Origin of the sequence: Nostoc sp. LEGE 06077, assembly GCF_015207705.1 — a bacterium.
Classification (GTDB): domain Bacteria; phylum Cyanobacteriota; class Cyanobacteriia; order Cyanobacteriales; family Nostocaceae; genus Nostoc_B.
This window is the reverse complement of the sequence record NZ_JADEWI010000048.1, coordinates 21330-40591: the sequence shown is the minus strand read 5'-3', so window position 1 is coordinate 40591 and position 19262 is coordinate 21330. Positions and strand designations below refer to the sequence as shown.

General features: G+C 41.7%; 20 protein-coding genes. 7 read left to right on the top strand and 13 right to left on the bottom strand.

The features are described from left to right. Window positions 1-207: 207 nt before the first annotated feature. Window positions 208-1005, bottom strand: coding sequence for an alpha/beta fold hydrolase (locus IQ244_RS24150; protein ID WP_193898693.1), 798 nt, complete (start codon window positions 1003-1005; stop codon window positions 208-210). A 673-nt stretch (window positions 1006-1678) separates the two neighbouring features. Between IQ244_RS24150 and IQ244_RS24145 the strand changes: the two genes are divergently transcribed. Further along, window positions 1679-2329: a class I SAM-dependent methyltransferase gene (locus IQ244_RS24145; RefSeq protein WP_322746099.1), complete on the top strand. Its 651-nt coding sequence runs from the start codon at window positions 1679-1681 to the stop codon at window positions 2327-2329. Window positions 2330-2408: 79 nt separating this feature from the next. Here the strand turns inward: IQ244_RS24145 and IQ244_RS24140 are convergent, their stop codons facing one another. Continuing rightward, window positions 2409-2594: a hypothetical protein gene (locus IQ244_RS24140; RefSeq protein ID WP_193898691.1), complete on the bottom strand. Its 186-nt coding sequence runs from the start codon at window positions 2592-2594 to the stop codon at window positions 2409-2411. Window positions 2595-2791: 197 nt separating this feature from the next. Between IQ244_RS24140 and IQ244_RS24135 the strand changes: the two genes are divergently transcribed. After that, a complete protein-coding gene (locus IQ244_RS24135; protein WP_193898689.1) occupies window positions 2792-3106 on the top strand; it encodes an RNA recognition motif domain-containing protein in 315 nt (104 codons plus the stop codon). Window positions 3107-3162: 56 nt separating this feature from the next. Further along, window positions 3163-3351, top strand: coding sequence for a 30S ribosomal protein S21 (rpsU, locus tag IQ244_RS24130; protein ID WP_015115835.1), 189 nt, complete (start codon window positions 3163-3165; stop codon window positions 3349-3351). Between the two features lie 131 nt (window positions 3352-3482). On the opposite strand, the gene IQ244_RS24125 is transcribed toward rpsU, so the two are convergent. From IQ244_RS24125 to trxA, 6 genes are all read right to left on the bottom strand, one after another. Further along, window positions 3483-4283, bottom strand: coding sequence for an RMD1 family protein (locus IQ244_RS24125; protein ID WP_193898687.1), 801 nt, complete (start codon window positions 4281-4283; stop codon window positions 3483-3485). Window positions 4284-4456: 173 nt separating this feature from the next. Beyond that, a complete protein-coding gene (locus tag IQ244_RS24120) occupies window positions 4457-5665 on the bottom strand; it encodes an MFS transporter (protein ID WP_193898685.1) in 1209 nt (402 codons plus the stop codon). Window positions 5666-5871: 206 nt separating this feature from the next. Next, window positions 5872-6570: a glutathione binding-like protein gene (locus IQ244_RS24115; protein ID WP_193898684.1), complete on the bottom strand. Its 699-nt coding sequence runs from the start codon at window positions 6568-6570 to the stop codon at window positions 5872-5874. Between the two features lie 217 nt (window positions 6571-6787). Then, complete coding sequence (locus tag IQ244_RS24110; protein ID WP_193898682.1) at window positions 6788-7453, bottom strand: nitroreductase family protein; 666 nt, start codon at window positions 7451-7453, stop codon at window positions 6788-6790. A gap of 243 nt (window positions 7454-7696) precedes the next feature. Next, window positions 7697-8491: an SDR family NAD(P)-dependent oxidoreductase gene (locus IQ244_RS24105; protein ID WP_193898679.1), complete on the bottom strand. Its 795-nt coding sequence runs from the start codon at window positions 8489-8491 to the stop codon at window positions 7697-7699. Between the two features lie 158 nt (window positions 8492-8649). Further along, complete coding sequence (trxA, locus tag IQ244_RS24100; protein WP_193898677.1) at window positions 8650-8982, bottom strand: thioredoxin; 333 nt, start codon at window positions 8980-8982, stop codon at window positions 8650-8652. 80 nt (window positions 8983-9062) lie between these two features. Between trxA and IQ244_RS24095 the strand changes: the two genes are divergently transcribed. Both IQ244_RS24095 and recR read left to right on the top strand, forming a co-directional pair. Beyond that, window positions 9063-9419 carry an ArsR/SmtB family transcription factor gene (locus IQ244_RS24095; RefSeq protein WP_193898675.1) on the top strand — a complete coding sequence of 119 codons (357 nt, stop codon included), beginning with the start codon at window positions 9063-9065 and terminating at the stop codon, window positions 9417-9419. Between the two features lie 182 nt (window positions 9420-9601). Further along, window positions 9602-10159 (top strand): recombination mediator RecR, encoded by a 558-nt coding sequence (gene recR / locus IQ244_RS24090; RefSeq protein WP_228059119.1) that lies wholly within the window; start codon window positions 9602-9604, stop codon window positions 10157-10159. Between the two features lie 30 nt (window positions 10160-10189). Here the strand turns inward: recR and IQ244_RS24085 are convergent, their stop codons facing one another. Both IQ244_RS24085 and IQ244_RS24080 read right to left on the bottom strand, forming a co-directional pair. After that, the gene (locus IQ244_RS24085; protein WP_416209791.1) at window positions 10190-11725 is read right to left on the bottom strand and encodes a hypothetical protein; all 1536 of its coding nucleotides are present in this window, start codon (window positions 11723-11725) and stop codon (window positions 10190-10192) included. 481 nt (window positions 11726-12206) lie between these two features. After that, window positions 12207-12701, bottom strand: coding sequence for a hypothetical protein (locus IQ244_RS24080; RefSeq protein ID WP_193898671.1), 495 nt, complete (start codon window positions 12699-12701; stop codon window positions 12207-12209). A 407-nt stretch (window positions 12702-13108) separates the two neighbouring features. Between IQ244_RS24080 and IQ244_RS24075 the strand changes: the two genes are divergently transcribed. Beyond that, window positions 13109-14350, top strand: a complete 1242-nt coding sequence (locus IQ244_RS24075) for a glycoside hydrolase family 10 protein (RefSeq protein WP_193898669.1) — start codon at window positions 13109-13111, stop codon at window positions 14348-14350. 62 nt (window positions 14351-14412) lie between these two features. Here IQ244_RS24075 and IQ244_RS24070 read toward each other — a convergent pair whose 3' ends face one another. Then, window positions 14413-14922 (bottom strand): GNAT family N-acetyltransferase, encoded by a 510-nt coding sequence (locus IQ244_RS24070; RefSeq protein WP_193898667.1) that lies wholly within the window; start codon window positions 14920-14922, stop codon window positions 14413-14415. 107 nt (window positions 14923-15029) lie between these two features. On the opposite strand from IQ244_RS24070, the gene IQ244_RS24065 reads away from it, so the two are divergent. Further along, complete coding sequence (locus tag IQ244_RS24065) at window positions 15030-15194, top strand: hypothetical protein (protein WP_193898665.1); 165 nt, start codon at window positions 15030-15032, stop codon at window positions 15192-15194. A gap of 179 nt (window positions 15195-15373) precedes the next feature. On the opposite strand, the gene IQ244_RS24060 is transcribed toward IQ244_RS24065, so the two are convergent. Together IQ244_RS24060 and IQ244_RS24055 are read right to left on the bottom strand one after the other, a co-directional pair. After that, the gene (locus tag IQ244_RS24060; protein WP_193898663.1) at window positions 15374-16855 is read right to left on the bottom strand and encodes a site-2 protease family protein; all 1482 of its coding nucleotides are present in this window, start codon (window positions 16853-16855) and stop codon (window positions 15374-15376) included. A 280-nt stretch (window positions 16856-17135) separates the two neighbouring features. Next, window positions 17136-19064 carry an alpha-amylase family glycosyl hydrolase gene (locus IQ244_RS24055; RefSeq protein ID WP_193898661.1) on the bottom strand — a complete coding sequence of 643 codons (1929 nt, stop codon included), beginning with the start codon at window positions 19062-19064 and terminating at the stop codon, window positions 17136-17138. Between the last annotated feature and the right edge of the window lie 198 nt (window positions 19065-19262).

Below are 19262 nucleotides of genomic sequence, written 5' to 3'. Positions count from 1 at the left end.
TCGTCGTCAGGCGTTCTCGTTCGGCAAAGCCTTTCCCTATCGCGTCTATGCGCTCTTTGTGGTTCGTCAAAAAGAAGATTGTTCACAACTCATTTAGGATTGTTAATAACAATTACTGTGCAAATGAAGTATATCTTCTCTATTTGCTCACCTCAACAAAATCTAAATTAATAAAATGTGAAATACATAAGCATCTATTAAACCTCATTACTGAAATTTTGCTAAAAACTTCAGCATAGCTTGAGTAACTACTTCTGTTGATTCAATTAAAAATCCATGACCACCATGTGCAATTACTTGTAATTCAGCGAGAGGAATACCTTGAGCAAGTTGCTCAGAGAATTTTACAGGAGTGAGAATATCTTGTTGTCCAACCATGACTAAAGTTGGACAATGAATCTGTTGAATTCTATCTGTTGTGTCATGGTTGATAATTGCGCGGCTTTGATGGTAGATGCCATGTGCTGTAGGTGCAAAAGGATAGTTAATTACCCACTCAATTAGTTGCTCTACCATTTCTGGGATAGAGTAAAAATTATCAGTAAATATCCAGGGAAATATGAGTTTTTCATATAGCTTTAAATCGATTGTTGTAGCAAGATCACCCCAAGCTTCAATCAGACTATTAAATCTCTGATCACCTTTAGCTAAAGAAGCAAGTAGAATGAGACTTTTAATTTTTTGAGGATATAGTAAAGCTAATTCTTGGGCAATTTGACCACCCATTGAATGACCTACTAGATGTACTTGATTTATACCCAAAATATCCAGCAATGCTGCTGCATCATTTGCCATTCGCTGAGTGCTATAAGGGCTATTAGGAATAGAACTTTGCCCGATACCTCGATTGTCGAAACGAATTACTTGATATTGGGAAACAAGATATGGTAAGAGTAGCGACCAATAAGAGCGATCGCACATAAATCCAGCAATTAATAACAAAGGTTCACCAGTACCTTTGATTTCATAAAATAATTCAATTCCGTTAACTTGAACCTTGGGCATTACTCAGTTAGTAGTTATGTGACATAAGTTATTTTCCCAGATAAAGGCATCTCATGAACTTGGGAAAATCAATAATAATTCTTACTTCTCACTCTCACTACCAATTTGGTATAAGATTCAACATTCATAAAAACCAAGTAATTTTCCCAATTTTTATTTTATTTCAATAATCCTCTATCTTAAATTCATCAGATCTCCGCATAAATAATGAAAGCTTATGATTGCGAGTTTTTACGGAAGACTAACCCATAAAAAACAGGATAAGTTGATTGGGAAAATTTAAGTAATGTTGGGTTTTATCAACCACTGGAAATATAGAGTTAAGCCCTGGTAAATCCGATTTATCGAAATACAAAAATCAAAGCTAAATTTTTAGCTTTATGACATTTTTGTTCATCAATTTCAACAGCTTTTAACTCTAAAAGGAGGAATAGTTATCAAAACTTCAGCATATCCAAACCTACAACCTTACCTTGCTTCTAATATTGATGCTGATATAGACGCAAAAAGCATTTTAACTTACTCTATCTCTAACGAAACTCCGGCAATTGAAGCTAACAGTTACTATTTTGGGCATCCTGAATGGGCAAAAAACTACTTTGAAGCTTGTCACCGTAACGATATATTCAAATCTCGTTGGCAGGCAGCTACAGGTAGTTGGGATAACAAAATCGTGGTAGACATCGGTTGTGGCCCAGGTAATCTATTTGCCACCCTTGGCGGAAAGCCAAAATTACTCATTGGTGTGGATGTGAGTTATGGTTCTCTAGAAATGGCTCAAAGTCTTGGCTATACACCTGTCCTAGCAGATGCCCACAACCTTCCGTTTATCTCTGGGTTTGCTGATATTGTGGCGCTTAATGCGACATTGCATCATTGTGAGCAGATGGGTGTGGTTTTAGCCCAAGCAGCGCGTTTAGTTCGTCCCGGTGGAATCCTAATCACAGACCATGATCCGCATCTGAGTGCTTGGAATTTTCAAGGATTAGGGATGTGGTTATGGCAGTTGCGTTTGGGACTATATCGGCTGATTAAACGAGGCGGACACGCTTCCGCCGCAGAACAAAGTTGGGGATTAGCCACGGAAGTTCATCACAGACCGGGTGATGGAGTTACATCAGAACTTTTCCACACCATTCTGGAACCACTTGGCTTTAGTGTGAACACTTATCCTCACAATCATCAGCTGGGTACAGAAACTTTTCAGGGTAATTATGGCCAGTCTGAGTGGAAGTATCGCTGCGCTCAATTATTGTCAGGGATCGATCCTAATTCATCACAAGCAGCCCTGTCGCTGATGTGTATTGCCAAACGCCATACTTAATAGATATATATCTCCAGAAATGATGTAAGGGCGAAGGTTCTGCCCTTACGGAGATTCGTATCAAAATCAAATCGGACTGCTATGTATATTGTTGGGTAATAGTCATCAGGGCATCAGCGATCGCTATTAGTACAGCGGTAGTCAGATATGTGAGGACAATTTGAAAGCTTGAATGCCAGCAATAGTAAGACTTTTTCTCCAGCCTTCTGACATACATCTCAGATGAGTTTCTGGATATTGGCTTAAAATGAAGCGATAACAGCATTATTGTATTGCTGCTTAACCATCTATTAACCTATGGCTAGATGCAAAGAATTAGCTTCTATGTCATCCTAGAAAACGAGAGTTAATTCGGTGAGTATTTTTGTTTTTAGTATTGATAGGTTTTTCCCTTTTGGTATTTACAGACTTTTCTCCGAAATTTAAATCTCTACACATTTTTATGATTTTGGAGACACATCGATGTCAATTTATGTAGGCAACCTTTCTTACGACGTTACGGAAGATAATATTAAAGGTGTTTTTGCTGAATATGGTACGGTAAAGCGGGTTCAAGTACCCACTGACAGAGAAACAGGTCGTCTGCGTGGCTTCGCTTTTGTGGAAATGGGAACAGATGCTGAAGAAGCAGCTGCCATTGAAGCTCTTGATGGTGCTGAATGGATGGGTCGTGACCTAAAAGTTAACAAAGCCAAGCCCAGAGAAGATAGAGGTTCCTCTGGTGGTAATCGGGGGGGATACGGTGGTGGTGGTGGCGGTGGACGCGGACGCTACTAAGTTTTGAAACCAGAAATTTTCAGTCCATTGATAAGTTCAATTGAGTAGGAGGTAAAATGACCCAAATAATCGTGGGTGAAAATGAACACCTGGAATCAGCCTTACGCAGATTTAAGCGAGAAGTTTCCAAGGCGGGGATTTTTCAGGATATGAGGAAGCATCGTCACTTTGAAACGCCTATTGAAAAATCCAAGCGTAAAAAACTTGCTTTACAAAAGCAGGGTAAAAGACGTTTCCGCACTTGAGAACTGACATAGATATAAATGAATGCCCTCATAAACACTATGAGGGCATTCATTTATGGAGTTTATCGGGAGTTTCAAGCATCTGTTGCAGTTGTTGGAGAAACTGAACGGTGTTGTAATGTTCTCTCGCCTTAGCCTTTGAAAATAATGTCGTACAGTGACAGCAGAATCTCCACCACAATCAGAATTACCACATACCACTCTACTCGCTGGCTACTACTATGCTGCATAAACTCCAGCACAATTTGTGCAGTTTGGGAGATTAGCTCTAGTTTTCGTTCCAAAGCATGGTGACGCTCACGGATTTCATATTCATCCTCCAAACGCAGATATAAGTTTTCTAGTTGAGGAGACTCCCATAGTAACTCTGGCTTATCAATAATCTCGACTCGACCGACAATTTTATGTTGAACTAACAGAGTAGTTCCCAGTTGACGCAACAATTCCCGACTCTTACGTTGACTCCTGTTTTCACTTTGAAGACTAGCAGCAAACGGTTCAATTTGATCAAATACAGTTGCTAGGCTGATTTCATAATGAGACAAAACAACACTTTTAGCGAGAATATCAGCCACTATCTGTAAACGTTCTACACTGAATTCATGGAGTAAAATTTTGCCTTCTTTGACTCTCTCACTTTCGGCAATATTAAGATGTACTTCTACCTCTTCTGTTTCTGGCTCCGTAAAAGAATCCTTAACTTGAGAAGATAGACTAGTCAAAAAGGCGACTTTTTCCACAGGCTCAAGATTAAACAGCACAACTGCACCATAGCTTAGTAGCACTGCACCACCTTGTTCACCTACTTTAACTATTACTGGCATAGTCGCCAAGCAATCATAATTCTCCAATTTTTGCAGGTTAATCTTTTTTCCTAAAAATATAGCCTGCGCTCTAAAGCTATCTCTGCCATGAAAAAGGAGTTTTTGCATTGTTTCCCTATACCTGTACTATATTCTGTCCCTTAATCTATGGGGATAGCAATAGCGATCGCTCCGGGTTACTGGAGATGACTGCAATCTCAGCTTACCAATAAAACTTTATATTCACATCATGCACCTAGCCCTAGAACACCAATTCAGCAATTCTGGAAGAATATCTCCTTTTATTCATGGCTGTACGATTTTTTATCGGGACTACCTTTTTTAAATAACCAAGTTGCGAGTATGGCGATCGCAGTTCCGGCAATGATAAAACAAGGTACATAACCAAAGTTATCTACGACTCTACCAAAGACGGCGGCACCAATTCCCTGACCAATAAATAAGTTGAAGGCAAATAACGAGACTGCTGTACCCCGTGCTTCTGGTGCTAGTTCGGTGGCTTGGGTTTGTAGGGTGCTGTGCATCATATAAAAAGCCAACCCCATCAGGGTGCAGAAGGGAATAAATAATAGCCAATTGTGCAATAATGCGATCGCTAAAAAGGAAATGCACATTAACCAGCCACCAACTCCCATCAGTCGAGTTTCACCTAGCCGCTGCACTAACCACTTAACACTACGACTATAAATTAATCCACCCAAGCCAAAACTGCTCAACATAAACCCAATCGTCACGTAGGGTAAGCCGTATCTATCGCGCAGAAATGCACCAACGTAAGCAAATGCTCCCATTAAGCAAAAGCCTTCAATAAATACGGCGATAATCACCGTTCGGGCAGTTGGTTGAGTTAGTAGTTGGTAATATGGTTTGAATGTTGCTAGACTAAATCGCTCTGTGGAACGATTGCCATCTCGAAAATTACGTGTTCCTCGCCATAGTAAACCAGCGATCGCCAAAGAGACAATCCCAAATAATAAAAAGATGTCGCGCCAGCTAATATACTCGCCGAATATCCCGCCTAAACTACCGCCGAGAATTTGACCCAGTACCAGCGCACTCAAATATTTACCAATGGCGGCTTGACGTTCTGTATAGGGAAAATTATCGCCAATATATGCTAAGGTCACAGGGATAATACCTGCGGCAAACATTCCTGTGAGAAACCGCAGTAAGGTAAGTAGGGCAATATTCGAGACAAATGCACAAAGGGCTGTACCTACAGCAAACGCTGTTAAGGCGGCGGTAATCACTTTTAATTTACCGATGCGATCGCCCAACGGCCCGTAGACTAACTGAAATAATCCGTAGGGAATCGTATAGGCTGAGACAATTACTGCTGCACTACCCACACCAACATTAAATTCGTTCGCAATAATATGCAGCAGTGGATCTATTACCCGCACATCGGCAATTACCATAAAAGCAGCAGCACCCAACAGCCCTAACGAGACAGGTGTCTTACCTGTTTGCCCGATTGTACCTAACCCCACTTATTTCTCCTGTTTGAACAGTGCTGAGTAACCTGAGTTATATGAACCTCTCCCCAACCCCTCTCCTCGTCGGAGAGGGGCTGAAATATCCTTAAATTAACAAGGAAGAATTAAGCTTTTAAAGCCTCTCCCCGATTCGAGGAGAGGTTTGGAGAGAGGTTCTTCAATTTGTTGTATTCAAAACTACTCAGCGATTTCATAAAGATTTAATTTGTAACTGTTTTTGCTGATTGGTTGAACAACAAATTTCGTGATTTGTCAATATCTAAAGCTTGGTTTTTGAAAGCTTCGGCTTTTTCATAGGCGCGAATTGTGGCAGGACGAGCTTTAATTGCTTCAAACCAGCGTTGAATATTGGGAAAATCTTCTAGTTTTTGACCTTGGCGTTCATAAGGCACAATCCAAGGATAGGCGGCGATATCTGCAATGGAATAATCACCGGCGATGAATTCTTTATCTGCTAGTTGCTTATTTAGCACTGCATATAAGCGTGCCGTTTCGTTGACATAGCGGTTAATTGCATATTCAATTTTTTCGGGAGCGTAGGCGCTAAAATGGTGATTCTGTCCGGCCATTGGCCCCAAACCCCCCATTTGCCAAAACAACCATTGCAGTACTTCTACTCGTTTCCTGATGTCTGGAGAAATTAATTTTCCAGTTTTTTCAGCTAAATACAGCAAAATTGCCCCAGATTCAAAAACTGAGACTGGCGCACCGCCACCCCCTGGTTCATGATCAACGATCGCTGGGATACGATTATTCGGAGAAATCTTGAGAAAGTCTGGTTGAAATTGCTCCCCTGCACCAATATTTACAGGCACAATTTTGTAAGGTATTTCTGCTTCTTCCAGAAATATCGTGATTTTATGACCGTTGGGTGTTGTCCAATAGTAAAGTTCAATCATGATTTGATTCTCCTGGGTTATTGGTCATTGGTGCAATATGCAACTTTCTTTCAAACCTAACCCCCAACCCCTTCCCTACCAGGGAAGGGGAGTAAGATTCAAAGCCTCTCTCCGTTTCGGGGAGAGGTTTGGAGAGGGGTTTTAAGAATAAGTTGCACATCGTATGAAATCAGAAATATGGAATTTCATACTTCATACTTCACACTTCATACTTTTTCTAACCTTGATATGGATTACCGACTCTATCGACAAATACGTTGTGAGAAAATGGTAAGCGGCCGGGATTTAAGCGTGGTTCGGCGGCATAACCTACAGGAACGATCACAGCGATCGCTAAATTTGGATCATCTGTTGCACCAATTACTTCTTTAACTTTGTCTTCAATCCAGCCATTCATAAAGCAGGTGGATAACCCCAAGCTTTCGGCTGCTAATACTAAATGGGTGGAAGCAATAATGGCATCTTTGATGGCATATTCCCGGCGCTTGTCTCCTAAACCTGCTTGGAATTGGGGAATGGAATTTCTAAAGTAGTTGACTGTACCTTCATTCCAGGCTCCAGTTTGCAATCCCTGGTCTAAAATTGGAGTCAAATCTTTTTCACCAGCACCGGAATCAGCTGCGAATACAAAAGTTACAGGTGCTTCGATAACTTGCTTTTGATTCCAAGATGCTGCGGCTAAGGCTGCTTTTTGCGCTTCATCTTGCACCAGAATAATGCGCCAGTCTTGAATATTAAAACTGCTGGGTGCGGCTACAGTTAACTCTACCAGTTGCTTGAGTAATTCTGGCGCGATCGCATCTGTTTTAAAAGTTTTGATAGAACGACGCTGAAGAATAGCGCTGGGTACATCTAAAGCTTTTGTTTGTGTGACTGGATTCATGAGATTTTCCCTGAAAGGTAGGTTACAGGCATTATATATTTGGCTACCTGCTAGACAGCAGATTTAACTATTGATAAATATTTGACTATTTGGGGTGAATATTTATCGTTTGGAGGAGACAGCAGTAAATTTATGGCAGTCTAGATACTGAGGACATCGGTAAATAATAAAACTGAGATAGCAAAAGACTTGTCACTCTATCACCTGTCACCTATTACCTGTCCCCTGTTATCTGACTCAGCACTAAATAATCGAGCGAATCACGCCGCCATCAACCCGCACAGCCGCACCATTAGTTGCAGAAGCGAGAGGACTGGAAAGATAAGCGACAAGTGTGGCGACTTCTTCGTTAGTTGCAAAGCGTTGAATCAGTGAACTGGGACGGACTTTTTGAAAAAATTCCGCTTCCACTTCGCTGGCGCTGATTCCTTTTTCTTTTCCCATCTGGGTGATAAATTCTTCTACGCCTTCAGAACGGGTTGGCCCTGGTAAGACAGAGTTGACTGTAACTGCTGTACCGACTGTCATTTCTGCTAAACCCCGTGCTAGGGAAATCTGAGCCGTTTTCGTCACACCGTAATGAATCATTTCTACGGGGATTTGAAAACCTGATTCGCTGGAGATAAAAATTACTCGTCCCCAGTTTTGCTCTAGCATCTTTTGCAGATATTTGCGACTTAAACGAACTCCGCTGAGTAGGTTCACTTCCAATATATGCAACCAATCTTCGTCAGTAATCTCGAAAAATCCTTTCGGCTCGTAGATTCCCAGATTGTTGATGAGAATATCAACTTGCGGAACCTGAGCAAAAATTTGCTCGATGCCTACTTTTGTCGCTAAATCGGCAACAATACCTGTAACTTTCGCGTCAGGATTGCTATGTTTGATTTGATCAATTGCTTGGGTAACTCGTTGTTCTGTGCGACCATTGACAATTACTGATGCACCTTCTTGTGCTAATGTTTGGGCGATCGCCAATCCAATTCCTGTGGTCGAACCACTAACTAACGCCGATTTATTTTCTAATTTCAAGTCCATATCGTTTCTCAAATGATTTAGGACTGCTATATAGCCAAGCGCATTCAAATGAGGACAGAAACAGTAATGTGTTTACCTTCTGCCTCATGCCTGAGTTTGGTATAATTTTCAACCAGATTGTTTAAGCTTTGAGGTGAGCAAATGCCCACCCATCGCTATTATTGTTGTGAAATATGCTGTGCTAAAGTCTTAGCTAATGTAGATTTTGGCACTGCACCGACAACCGTATCCACTTGCCGCCCACCCTTAAATATCATGAGTGTGGGTATGGTGCGAATTCCGTAATGGCTGGCAACAGTGGGATTTTGATCTGTGTTCACCTTCACTACTTTTACCTGTCCTTCGTATTCGGTGGCAACTTCATCAACAACAGGCCCCACCATTCGACAAGGGCCGCACCAAGGAGCCCAAAAATCTACTAAAACTGGCACCTCACTGTCTAAAACTTCTGGCTTGAAAGTGGCTTCTGTGACATTTGTAACAGATGACATAGTTGCCTTCCTGTTTTAATTCGTTTATTCGATTTTATCGAATAATTAAAATATACGCTAGTTCAAGAGATAATACAAGTATGAGATTTTTATATCATCCAGACAAAAAAGATATATCACTATCAGCGGTATTGTATGCGTTAGGCGACCCAGTGCGGCTAGAGATTGTGCGGTTGTTAGCCACCAAAGGAGAGCAGTGCTGTGCCGATTTTGATTTTGCGATCGCCAAGTCTACTATGTCCAACCACTTCAAGATTCTCAGAGAGTCGGGTGTAGTCTTGACTCATAAAGAAGGAACCCAGCACATCAATCAATTGCGGCGCGAAGATTTAGAAATGCTGTTTCCTGGTTTATTAGAAGCAGTACTGCGATCGGCCCAACCATCGTTTTCGTGTCAAAAGTCAATGGCTAATGGAAGTATGAAGTCTAAAGTCTGAAGTCTGAAATTAACTCACCCATCTAGGAATGAGACAATTGGTAATTTTTGAAAACACAAAATTTCACACTTCATACTTCACACTTCAGACTTTTCTAGCCTATGTCATCATAGTTAAGGCGAACACATTCGGGAGATAAGACCACGGTTTACGCACGCCCTTTAGCACGGTTAATCGAACAGTTGCAACGGCTACCAGGAGTAGGCCCCAAATCAGCCCAGCGACTGGCTTTGCACATTTTGAAGCGACCAGAAGCAGAAGTAGAGGCTCTGGCGCAAGCGTTGGTTGACGCAAAAAAACAAATAGGCTTGTGTTCAGTCTGCTTTCACTTATCTGCGGAACCAGTTTGTGAAATCTGCCGAAATTCCAACCGCGACAATCAAACCATTTGCGTCGTAGCTGATTCGCGGGATGTGATTGCGTTGGAAAAAACCCGCGAATATAAAGGTAAGTATCACGTTTTAGGTGGAGTGATTTCCCCAATGGATGGAATCGGCCCAGAACAGTTGAATCTCCAACCTTTGGTGCGGCGGGTGAGTCAGCAAAAACCCCAGGAAGTGATTTTAGCAATCAGTCCGAGTATAGAAGGGGAAACCACCACACTGTATATTGGTCAACTGCTGAAACCCTTTACCAAGGTGACACGAATTGCCTTTGGTTTACCTGTGGGTGGAGATTTAGAGTACGCCGATGAAGTAACCTTAGCCAGAGCCTTAGAAGGACGGCGAGAGTTAGATTAGTTTTTCGGCTCAGATTGAAACGTCATTTGACTATTGACTATTAGCTGAAAGTTGATTCCAGGCTGTAACTACTCGTTGTAATTTTGTCGGCAAGTTATTTTGAGAAATATCGTTGTATTGTACTGTACCAGTTTGGCTAGTCAGAGTATAGGTAATGAAGTCAGCTGCGCCGTTGGGTGCTGGATAACTCACATTTCTAAAGTCCCATTTTGTGCGTTGTAGCAATTGTTCCAACTCTTGCACTTGTTGGCGAGAAATGCGGCGCACACTACGTTCCGAATCGTTAGCGTCACCAATGCGTATGCGAATCAAACTCCCATCATTAAGTAAAACTGTTTGGTAGGTTCTTCCAGCAAAACCACCACTGGAGATTTGGCGAAATACTACGCCTTGATCTAAAGGTGGCGGTAATTCACTTTTGGGAATAGGTACAACCTTGGGGGTATTATCTGTAGCTTGGTTGTTGCTGATTTCACTCCAAGCTTTAATGACTAGTTGTAAATTTTGCGATAGGTTATTTTGGGCAATATCGTTGTATTGCACCGTACCATCTCGGCTGGTGAGAGTGTAGGTAATATAATCGGCTGCACCAATGGGTGCGGGATAACTGAGATTTCTAAATTCTCCTCTGGTGCGTTGTAGCAATTGTTGAAACTGTTGTAGTTGTTGGCGAGAAACACGGCGCACACTGCGTTCAGAATCGTTAGCATCACCAATGCGTACGCGAATCAAACTCCCATCATTAAGTAAAACTGTTTGGTAGGTTCTCCCAGCAAAACCACCACTGGAGATTTGGCGGAAGACTACACCTTGATCTAAAGGTGGGGGTAATTCACTGGTGGGAATTGGTTTTGCTGTGTTAGTTGAACTCTCATTTTGAGACAACTTGATCCGTGAACCATCCTTATCTGATAAGAACACCCAGCGCTGATTTGCTGCACCTACAGTGACTTGCCAACCAGAGACAACAATGGGATCACAAGGATAGAGAGGAGTAGAGCGATCGCAACCATCTGACCAATCTGTTGCTTGAAAATTTAGAATAGATAGCGATCGCCCTGATAATCCTGAAACTTCTTGCGCCTGTTGTAAAACCCCCTCTCTAACTTGTTTCGGCAATTTGTTCTGTGAGGAATTATTTGCCCCAGCTAAACGCAAGGAACGTCCATTATTATTAGTGTGATAAGTCCACTTTTGCTTGCCATTAGATACCACAACTAGCCAACCAGGAACTAAGGCTTGGGTACAAAATTCATTCGCTTGAGGTAGTTCTAAACAACCATTCCGCCAAGTCTTTTGACTATAATCAATAACTTGCAATTCGCTGGTGGATATTCCGACTCTGCTGGCTAAATCTTTTAGCACCGCGTTAGTAACTGACGGTGGTAAACGATTTGGTTTACTTTTATCTGCGTAAACTTCATTTGTAGTTGCTGGTGAGAAGTTGACCGGGTTAGCTGTGGCATTTTTGATCAGAGTTAACCCACTACTAACAGACAAAATGCTAGTCAAAATTAAGGCGGTAAAAATTCGGGATTGATTGGTGATATGCTGCTTTTTTAGCATAAATTTCATAAATAAAGCGCCTTTATTAGTGAATATATTTCAGGCATTGAAAACTGATATCTAATGACTAAAAATATAGAGTTCCCAAATTATATATAGTTGGGATTGCTCAAATATCTGTCTTATGAAGCAGACATGAAGAGAGACGCTAGTATACGGATGGTTTGTTCCTGCATTTTTACTAAAAATAAACAAGATGACAAATACTTTGTTAAAGAAGTATTCAGAAGTCAAAATACATCTGCTAGAATCAATACTTCTACCAAGCAACTGATTTCTAAACTCTGTTTTGAGACGCAGTAAATCAAGTATTTACTTTGAGAAAATTAGGTATTAGCTATGTACAAGGTAATCTAATTGGAAAAGCAGAACCTGGAATTTACCGCTTATCTCAAGAAAAAAGTGAGTTTTTGAGAGAACAAATATTGAAGGATTAGGCGATTAGGCTAACGCACCCTAAAAAATCATCTTTTAGGCGTTATTAAGCACTTAGTGCTTGATTTTCCATTAACTTGCTGTGAGACATATCAAATCTAATGGTAGTAGCTGCCCAGTTTTTTAAATCAGGTGCTAACCAAACTAGCTTGCTCAAAATTTCATCATTAACCCACAACACTACAGGAAAATGAAGATTTTTGCGAAACTCATCTCGCATGAGATTGGTACTGATAAGTAGTTGATGGATGGCGATAACCGATTCTAAACCATGCACCATCAAAGCTTGAGGATGAGAAATACCGATAGTATTTGAGATAGTTGTATAAAGTGTCTCATCGGTAGGCATTAATCTAATTTCTTGAATTGCTACCGATGACAATTCTTGCACAAGCTTCAGTATCTGCTGTTGTTTAAGAATAGACTCACAACATACTAATATCAAAGAGAATTCCCCAGCCGCGACCTTAATTGCCCTTGCTATTCTCTCGGCGGCTGCATTATTGTCTAGAGTGTCTTGTGAATTACTGGTATTATTCATTACATACTTTGCTTTTTGTCTGAAAAGCAGCTAAGTTATATAGTAATGTTACTTACTGAGTAGTTATTTATATCACACAAAATAGTATAATAGTTGGGGTATTTTTTAGCTTATACTAAATAGCATAATCTTAAATGTCCAATATTAGGTAAATAAGTAAAGATTTGTATATATATACTCTTTGCTGCTGTGTGTAACTATAATCACAAGCTTATGTGAGCAAGCGGTAATAGGCAAATTCAGAGACGAATTGGCACGAAGACAACCGGAAACTCTTGTGAAGGCTGAGTGTAAGGGTATATGGTTGTGGGTTGTAGGGGCGAAATGTTGTGTGTGCAGATGTCCCAGCAACTTCTGTCCAGAGATGCCAGTCATTGTTCCATATTTTCTGTTGTCTGTAAGCAAATATGAAAAGATTTGTAAATTGGTGTGTTGAGTTACTTACCAGGAATCTGCGTCAAAGTCGAAAACAAGCTCTATTTGCCGTTATAGTTGTTCTCAGCGCGATCGCGACATTCCTACTTTCATTTCCGATTGCAGCGCAAAATCTGCCGGCGCGGTCAGAATTAAGGGGAGTATGGTTAACAAATATTGATAGTGAGGTGTTGTTTGAACGCAACCGTCTGACGAATGCGTTGCAGCGCCTAAATCAATTGAACTTCAATACAGTTTATCCGGCGGTATGGAATTGGGGATATACATTATATCCTAGTAAAGTAGCGGCGAAAGTAATTGGGCGATCGCTTGATCCCACACCAGGGTTGCAAGGACGCGATATGCTCAAAGAAATTGTCACTGAGGGACATAAACAAGGGCTAACGGTGATTCCCTGGTTTGAATTTGGCTTTATGGCTCCCGCCGATTCTTTATTAGCGAAAAATCGCCCCCAATGGCTGACAAGTCGCAGCAATGGGACAAAAATTGTCAAAGAAGGCATACATGATCGAGTTTGGTTAAATCCCTTCCACCCAGACGCGCAGAAATTTATCCAAGATTTAATCGTAGAAATTGTTCGCAACTACGACATTGATGGGATTCAATTTGATGACCATTTCGGCTTGCCTTCAGAGTTAGGCTACGATGCTTATACAGTTGCACTTTACAAAAAAGAACACCGCGGAAAAGCACCATCGAAAAATCCCAAAGATCCCGAATGGGTGCGTTGGCGAGCGAATAAAATCACCGACTTCATGAAACGGGTGTTCACAGCTATTAAAACTACGAAAAAGAACTGTTTAGTTTCTGTTGCGCCTAATCCCCAGCGTTTTTCTTACGAATACTTTTTAGCCGACTGGCAAAAATGGGAACGTCTGGGACTTGTAGAAGAATTGGTGTTGCAGATATATCGAGATGACTTGAATGTATTTATCAAAGAATTAGAGTATCCCGAAGTTAAAACAGCCAGCAGCCATATTCCTGTGAGTATTGGTATTATAACTGGGTTGAAGAACAAATCAATTCCCTTTGCCCAAATTCAAAGCCAGGTACAGAAAGTCCGCGATCGCAACTTTGCTGGTGTCTCTTTCTTTTTCTACGAAAGTCTGTGGAACTTGAGCAAAGAATCAGGCTCAGTGCGTCAAGCTGGTTTACAGCAGATGTTCCCCACCCCAGCAAATTACCCAAATTTATTAGCAGGCTGGAAACCGTAGATTAAGATAGCTAACGCTGTCAATAATCTTTATTTTTCTTTTCCTACACCCTTTCTTTGATATCAGACTTCATCAAAAGCAGGTGGATAAACAACTTTACCTATATACTTTTGCTGATAGTTTTGCAGTGGTTTAACCATAAAAACATCCTCTGGTACGGGAAAGGGAGACTCGATTTGATAAACAACAGAAGGCTGAAAACCAAAGCGACTATAGAAGTGGGGATGACCTAATACAATTACTAAAGCTTCTCCTTTGTCATCAGCTATTTTTAATCCTGCTTCTACTAGTGCGCTGCCAATACCTTGTTTTTGAAACTGGGGATGCACTGCCAAAGGTGCTAAACCAATTACCTGGAGTTTTTCTGTATTTACTAGGTCAATGTAGCTAAATAAAATGTGACCAACTACAAAATTTTCTATCTCGGCAACTAATGAAAGTTTGGGAATATAGCGGTCTGAATGACGAATCTTATCTATTAGGTTAGCCTCGTTTTCTTGTCCGAAGGCTAATCTATTTACCTCAGTTATTGCTGGATAGTCTGCGAAAGTTTCACGACGAATGTTGAGCATTTTAAAATTAATGTTCAAAAATTTAGTTATCAACAAGCTAGGATACAAGTTTTAATCAAAGCTATACTTATGATAGTGCAAGCATTTGATGTAGACTCCTAATTGTGATGACTGTAAATTCCCAGACAGAGAAAGACAAATTACCAGCAAGCACTGATGTAGAGATAAATCTAGAAATGGAAGTAGAACAAATTCTCTGTCCTCATTGTTTGCGTACCGCTACGAATGGGATTAAATGTAAAGGAATTTGTGTAGCTGATAGTGATTATTAGAGCTTATTTATAATTGAAGAACTTGCTGTTTTTTTAGATTCATTTTGAGATTACTAAGCTTTTTTCAACGCAGAGGAATGAAGAGGTAAACGCAAAGTTACGCGGAGTTTTTAGTGGCGTGGGTTAATTTAGTTCACGCCACTACAGTTTGTTGAAGATTCTTCAGACTTCAGACTTAATCAACCAATGCCTAAACGGCCAGCTAAACCAGGAGTTAAGGGTAGAAGCGTGGCAATCATCAAAAATAATGCCAAAAGACCTAACGCGGCTCTGGCATCATCGGGTTCAGTGATTTCGTTTAAGCTGGGGCGTTCTAAATCTCGTTGTAAAAACAGAATGACAATTGCCCAGTACATTGCCAAGGTGTTACCGAGAGAAACTAATGCCAGCAAAATTAAAGTAGCAAATGTGGCTCTTCCGGCAGTTTTGCGCCCATAAATCGCTTGCACGATGCGTCCACCATCTAAAGCGCCGGCTGGCATAAGGTTTAAAGCGGTGATGACCAAACCTAGCCAACCAATAATTACTAAAGGATGGACGTTGACTAAGGGTGATTGTAAAGCGGAACCGAGGACTACTCGCGCCAAGCTTCCGACTAAAATGGAGCCTTGGAAGAACTGATTAGGCACTTGAAATAAGCTACCTGGGTGGGAAAGCAATAATCCCACAATCAACATGATTAAAGAGACGATACCGCCAGCGGCTGGCCCTGCCAAAGTAATATCAAATAATGCTGTGCGGTTGGGTAAGAGAGATTCAAAGCGGGTAATTGAACCAAATGAGCCAATTTGCACGGCGGGTAAAAAGAAAGGCCAGCTAAGACGGACTTGGTAACGTCGCGCCAGTACCCAATGACCAATTTCGTGAGCGATTAAAATGACAAATATGCCCACGCCAATGGGTAAGGCTTGGGCGAAGCGTTCTGGGGTAGCAAATAAATCAAAGTTCAGGAGTAGCCCAGCAGTTTCTAAACAGGTAGCCAGAGTGGCGATGAGCAAGATACCGGCAAAGGCTTTTTGGGCTGCGGTTGTGGGACGGGGATCGTTAAGACTAGGCAGGACAATTATTACAGGTTTACCGTCTGTGTTTTCTACTAAAAACAGGCGATATTGCTCACCAAGACGTTCCCGTAACTTGTCACTGAGGCGGTTGTGAACTTCTTGGGGTTCGCCGCGCAGATTACCTTTAAAGATAGCGCCGTCTTGGTAGGCGATCGTTTCTGTGGCGAAAAATGTATCAATGCCAAAAATGCTTCTAATGGCGCTTAAATCTGCTTCGGGAATTGATAAGGCTTCTTTAAGTTCGCCGCTGGCTGGTGTTTGGGCAGCATTACCATCGGCGGCGGAATTAGCTGCAAGCCTTTCTGTTGCTCGTTGCTTGAGAATGGCATCTTGCCCAGCCGCCCGTAGTTGTCTACCAAGGTAGATATATAATCCCGCAGAAGCTACCACCAACAACAATATGCCGACTATGTTGAGGTAAATTCCCGCAGCAAACAAACCAAAGAATAGCAGCCAGGGAGAGATTAACACCACTGACTGCAACCAGGCTAAGATTCCCAGTTTTCCAAAAGGTCTGGCGCGATAAAAGCCCCAGCCTAATATGCCGAAAGCTACTAATAAAATTGTCCCAATTATAGGAGTCTCTGAGGAAGCAAACATTTCCAAACCCTTCGCTGTGAACGACCAAGCCTGAGTTGGTCAGGTGTGAGAGATATAGCAGGAGGCAGGGGGCAGAAAACAGGAGGAAAAGTATGACTATTCCTGTTATTCATGCTGTCTGTCTGACTCTTTATGCTTCTTGCTATACATTTAATGTATAACGCCACCTGTTTTTCGCCCAAATCACTTATATGGTGATGGATAAGTTTTAGTAGGGAGACAATGTGTAATACCTGGAAATTACATATTATCTCCCTATACCCTCCGAGCCTTCAGACTTCTAAGATTCTCGTCCTGTTGCCCAAGTGTCACGCCATTTGACTGTGCCTTCTTTGGCGACTACCCAACGGCGGGGTGTGGTGTTTTCCCGTAGGGGCGATCGCCCTTCGCGCCATAATGCATATTTATAACTAATCAATTTGCCCGCACTTTCATCAAAGGGAATCTCGGCAAACCAAGTATTGGCGTTGATATATTCCAAGGGATAAGCTTTACTAATATCCCAATTGCCTAATTCTGGGCAGTCGCCTGTAACAACTATGGTTTCACCAAGTTGGGTATTTACGCCATTCAATTGCACGCGAATGATGGTTTGGCCTTTGATTCTTTCGCCTACGTGGCTGAGGACAATTACTCCTCGTTCTTCTATGTGTAGGTCGTAAATTTTGCCGTCTTTGACTTCGTATTTATTGCGGGTGATGACACAAGTGTGTTCGCCATCGGGTAGTTCTGTTTCGATTTCGGGTAATGTGACTTCTCCACCTCGGTTGAGGGCGACGAAGCACAGGGAATCACGATAGCGGCGAATGTAACAATAAACATCGGGGGTGATGTATTTTTGCCAATGACTACCCATTGAGATAGCTGGGTTTAGCCGTCGTAAGCCCGACAGTAAGCGGATGTAGCGGTAAACTTCTGTGTCGTTGTCCCATGTTTCCATCTTGGGGCGGTTGTATGGGTCGTTACCGCCATCGTTGTCATTATGCAGATACTGTTCTGTACCGTAATAAATGCAAGGAATACCACGGGATGTCATAATCAAGGCGATCGCTACTCTCAACATCGCGGGATCAGGGTTCAGCGATTGAAAGCGCGGCATATCGTGGTTATCGATGAAGGTAATTAACTCGGTTGCGCCGTTGTAGTGGTAGTCTTCATCAAAAATGTATTGAATTGTCTGAAATCCGTTTTCTGAACCTTGGGCAAGGGCGGCACGAATGGCTACGCACAAGCCAAAATCTAGCATTGTCATGCCGGAATTATTGACAAATTCCACAGAGCGATCGTCTGTGGGGCTACTGTAAATCCATTCCCCAAAGATAAATACATCTGGTTTGTGGTTATACATATCGCCTGTGAATTCTTGCCAAAACCAGATCGGCATATGCTTCACAGTGTCCACCCGCAGGGCATCTACACCTCTATCTAGCCATTGTTTAATGGCTGATTTGATATATTCACGATATTCACTATTGTTTTCATTGAAGGTTGCCAAACCTGCTAATTCACAGTTCTGCACTTGCCAATCATCTTCCCAGTTCTGCACTTCACCATAATGGTGATACCAGTTATTCACATCGTTATGGAAGTCGGCAATTTTTACGCCGTCATCAAACAATTCACCTTTGCTACCGCTGGTATCTGGGGTGCTGTGGTTACAAACAATATCCAACACCAGTTTCATGTTGCGTTTGTGCAACTCGGCAATTAAGCGGTCAAAAGTTGTATTTTTGGCTTCTTGGGTTTCATTTAACGAAGGGTTTTCGTCTTTAGCAATAAAGCGGGGATTAATGCGTTTAAAGTCTTTTGTCCAATAACCATGTATGGCTGCATTACCCACAAATAATTCTTCTACTTGCTCAAATAAAGGAGTTAGCCAAACGGCGGTAACTCCCATATTTTTGAGATAGTCTAATTTGTCAATGACACCTTGCAAATCGCCACCCCAGTATTTACCCCAATCTTGGCCGCTGGGATCGTATAATTCTGCGTTAATACCTTCACTATTTTCGGGGTCGCCGTCATGAAAGCGATCGACCACGATAAAGTAAATTGTTTCTTGGCGAAATTCAATATCTCTGGTGTAGAGGAACTCTAGGTTAAGCTCTGTATCTGATGGTGGCGTTTGGATGAGAGCTTCTACTTCTGCTGTCGCGGAATCTACTTTGTATTGGTCTGGGGAGAACTGGGATGGAGGTGTTTGCACCATAAAAGTTTTAAATTGGGATTTGAATAATTGCTATGTGTTGCTTTGCACTTCGGTATTATGCCATCCTACTCTTGGTAAAGAAAATCTATCGAGAGCTAGTTTATTTTCTATCGTTAGATATAGTTCTCTTGCTAGATGATCAAAACTTGATGTTCTAGCAGCTTACACATAGCTATTTTTCGATCAATCTTAAATTAA

Bases quoted from the DNA above. Each gene is read 5' to 3' on its own strand.
- IQ244_RS24105 (WP_193898679.1), bottom strand. From the start codon at position 8,491: ATGGACTTGAAATTAGAAAATAAATCGGCGTTAGTTAGTGGTTCGACC.
- IQ244_RS24055 (WP_193898661.1), bottom strand. From the start codon at position 19,064: ATGGTGCAAACACCTCCATCCCAGTTCTCCCCAGACCAATACAAAGTA.
- IQ244_RS24065 (WP_193898665.1), top strand. From the start codon at position 15,030: ATGACTGTAAATTCCCAGACAGAGAAAGACAAATTACCAGCAAGCACT.
- IQ244_RS24125 (WP_193898687.1), bottom strand. From the start codon at position 4,283: ATGCAAAAACTCCTTTTTCATGGCAGAGATAGCTTTAGAGCGCAGGCT.
- IQ244_RS24060 (WP_193898663.1), bottom strand. From the start codon at position 16,855: ATGTTTGCTTCCTCAGAGACTCCTATAATTGGGACAATTTTATTAGTA.
- IQ244_RS24085 (WP_416209791.1), bottom strand. From the start codon at position 11,725: ATGCTAAAAAAGCAGCATATCACCAATCAATCCCGAATTTTTACCGCC.
- rpsU (WP_015115835.1), top strand. From the start codon at position 3,163: ATGACCCAAATAATCGTGGGTGAAAATGAACACCTGGAATCAGCCTTA.
- IQ244_RS24095 (WP_193898675.1), top strand. From the start codon at position 9,063: ATGAGATTTTTATATCATCCAGACAAAAAAGATATATCACTATCAGCG.
- IQ244_RS24075 (WP_193898669.1), top strand. From the start codon at position 13,109: ATGAAAAGATTTGTAAATTGGTGTGTTGAGTTACTTACCAGGAATCTG.
- IQ244_RS24110 (WP_193898682.1), bottom strand. From the start codon at position 7,453: ATGAATCCAGTCACACAAACAAAAGCTTTAGATGTACCCAGCGCTATT.
- IQ244_RS24070 (WP_193898667.1), bottom strand. From the start codon at position 14,922: ATGCTCAACATTCGTCGTGAAACTTTCGCAGACTATCCAGCAATAACT.
- IQ244_RS24080 (WP_193898671.1), bottom strand. From the start codon at position 12,701: ATGAATAATACCAGTAATTCACAAGACACTCTAGACAATAATGCAGCC.
- trxA (WP_193898677.1), bottom strand. From the start codon at position 8,982: ATGTCATCTGTTACAAATGTCACAGAAGCCACTTTCAAGCCAGAAGTT.
- IQ244_RS24150 (WP_193898693.1), bottom strand. From the start codon at position 1,005: ATGCCCAAGGTTCAAGTTAACGGAATTGAATTATTTTATGAAATCAAA.
- IQ244_RS24135 (WP_193898689.1), top strand. From the start codon at position 2,792: ATGTCAATTTATGTAGGCAACCTTTCTTACGACGTTACGGAAGATAAT.
- IQ244_RS24115 (WP_193898684.1), bottom strand. From the start codon at position 6,570: ATGATTGAACTTTACTATTGGACAACACCCAACGGTCATAAAATCACG.
- IQ244_RS24140 (WP_193898691.1), bottom strand. From the start codon at position 2,594: ATGCTGTTATCGCTTCATTTTAAGCCAATATCCAGAAACTCATCTGAG.